Source organism: Streptomyces sp. NPDC002130 (assembly GCF_040296465.1).
Classification (GTDB): domain Bacteria; phylum Actinomycetota; class Actinomycetes; order Streptomycetales; family Streptomycetaceae; genus Streptomyces.
The window spans coordinates 1-1,048 of the sequence record NZ_JBEOXI010001247.1 but is presented as its reverse complement, the minus strand read 5'-3'; the positions used below and the strand labels follow the sequence as shown (position 1 = coordinate 1,048).

Below are 1,048 nucleotides of genomic sequence, written 5' to 3'. Positions count from 1 at the left end.
GCTCGGCGCAGGTGGAATCCAAGACTCGCGGAGACCACGCGCTCCACCAACTCGCGCTGACTGAATGCTGTGAGAATGACAACAGGAGCGATGCGTTTGGCGGCAATCTCCGAAGCGGCGTCGATGCCGTCTCTCCTGGGCATCTTCACGTCCATGATGACCAGATCAGGCTTGAGCGACTCGGCCAACTCCACCGCGACCTGCCCGTCACCCGCCTCACCGACGACGTCGTAGCCCTCTTCGCGAAGCATCTCGACCAGATCCATACGGATCAACGCCTCGTCTTCAGCGACGACAACACGACGGGGTGCGAGCTGATTGCCTTGCGGCTGCGGCGAATTCATGGCCACCATCCTCCTCCATCGAACCGCCCCGACACGAGACGCGAACGATTAGAGGGTACCGGTGTTTGACATTGAAATCGCATCTTCTAATGTAGTCATCGCAACAAGCCCTCGTATCCCAATTGGCAGAGGAAACGGATTCAAAACCCGTCCAGTGTGAGTTCGAGTCTCACCGAGGGCACCACCTGCCGCAGCCGCCGCACCGCAAGGTTCGGCATTCGGCTGTACCCCAGATCAACCGCGGCTAGATTCGATCCATGAACGGTCGTCGGCTGATTGCTCTGCTCGGAGCCATCTTTATTTTCGTGCTGCTCTCCGGGTGTCAGACTGACGACCAATCCGACACCGCCCGCGAATCCAACACCGCCCGCGAATCCAACACTGCCGGCGAATCTTCCACCCAGGCCGTCCTCGATGCTGCAACACAGACCGGCACCCTTCAGGTCGGCTCTCCCCCGACCGATGCCCCATCCACCGAGATCTCCATGCTTCCCCCGTTGCCGAACGACACGGAGATCCCTTCACCGAATCCGCGCGTCGAGGTGACCGAGATCGACGTGACCGATCACGATGGTTTCACTCGCATCACCTATCGCTTCGACGGAAGCGGATCTGTGTTCTGGAAAGCCGAATATGTCAGTGAAGCAATCCGAGCGGGTGACAGCACAGTCGTGGATGTCGGCAGTCGATCGATACTTCAGGTC

General features: G+C 59.4%; 2 protein-coding genes and 1 tRNA gene. 2 read left to right on the top strand and 1 reads right to left on the bottom strand.

Going from position 1 to position 1,048, the window contains the following annotated elements:
* Positions 1 to 353 (bottom strand): response regulator (locus tag ABT116_RS50010; protein ID WP_351648432.1); only part of this gene is annotated, 353 nt, incomplete at its 3' end.
* A gap of 98 nt (positions 354 to 451) precedes the next feature.
* Between ABT116_RS50010 and ABT116_RS50005 the strand changes: the two genes are divergently transcribed.
* A tRNA-Leu gene (locus ABT116_RS50005) sits at positions 452 to 528 on the top strand.
* 73 nt (positions 529 to 601) lie between these two features.
* The coding region (locus ABT116_RS50000; RefSeq protein ID WP_351648429.1) for an AMIN-like domain-containing (lipo)protein at positions 602 to 1,048 on the top strand (447 nt) is incomplete at its 3' end.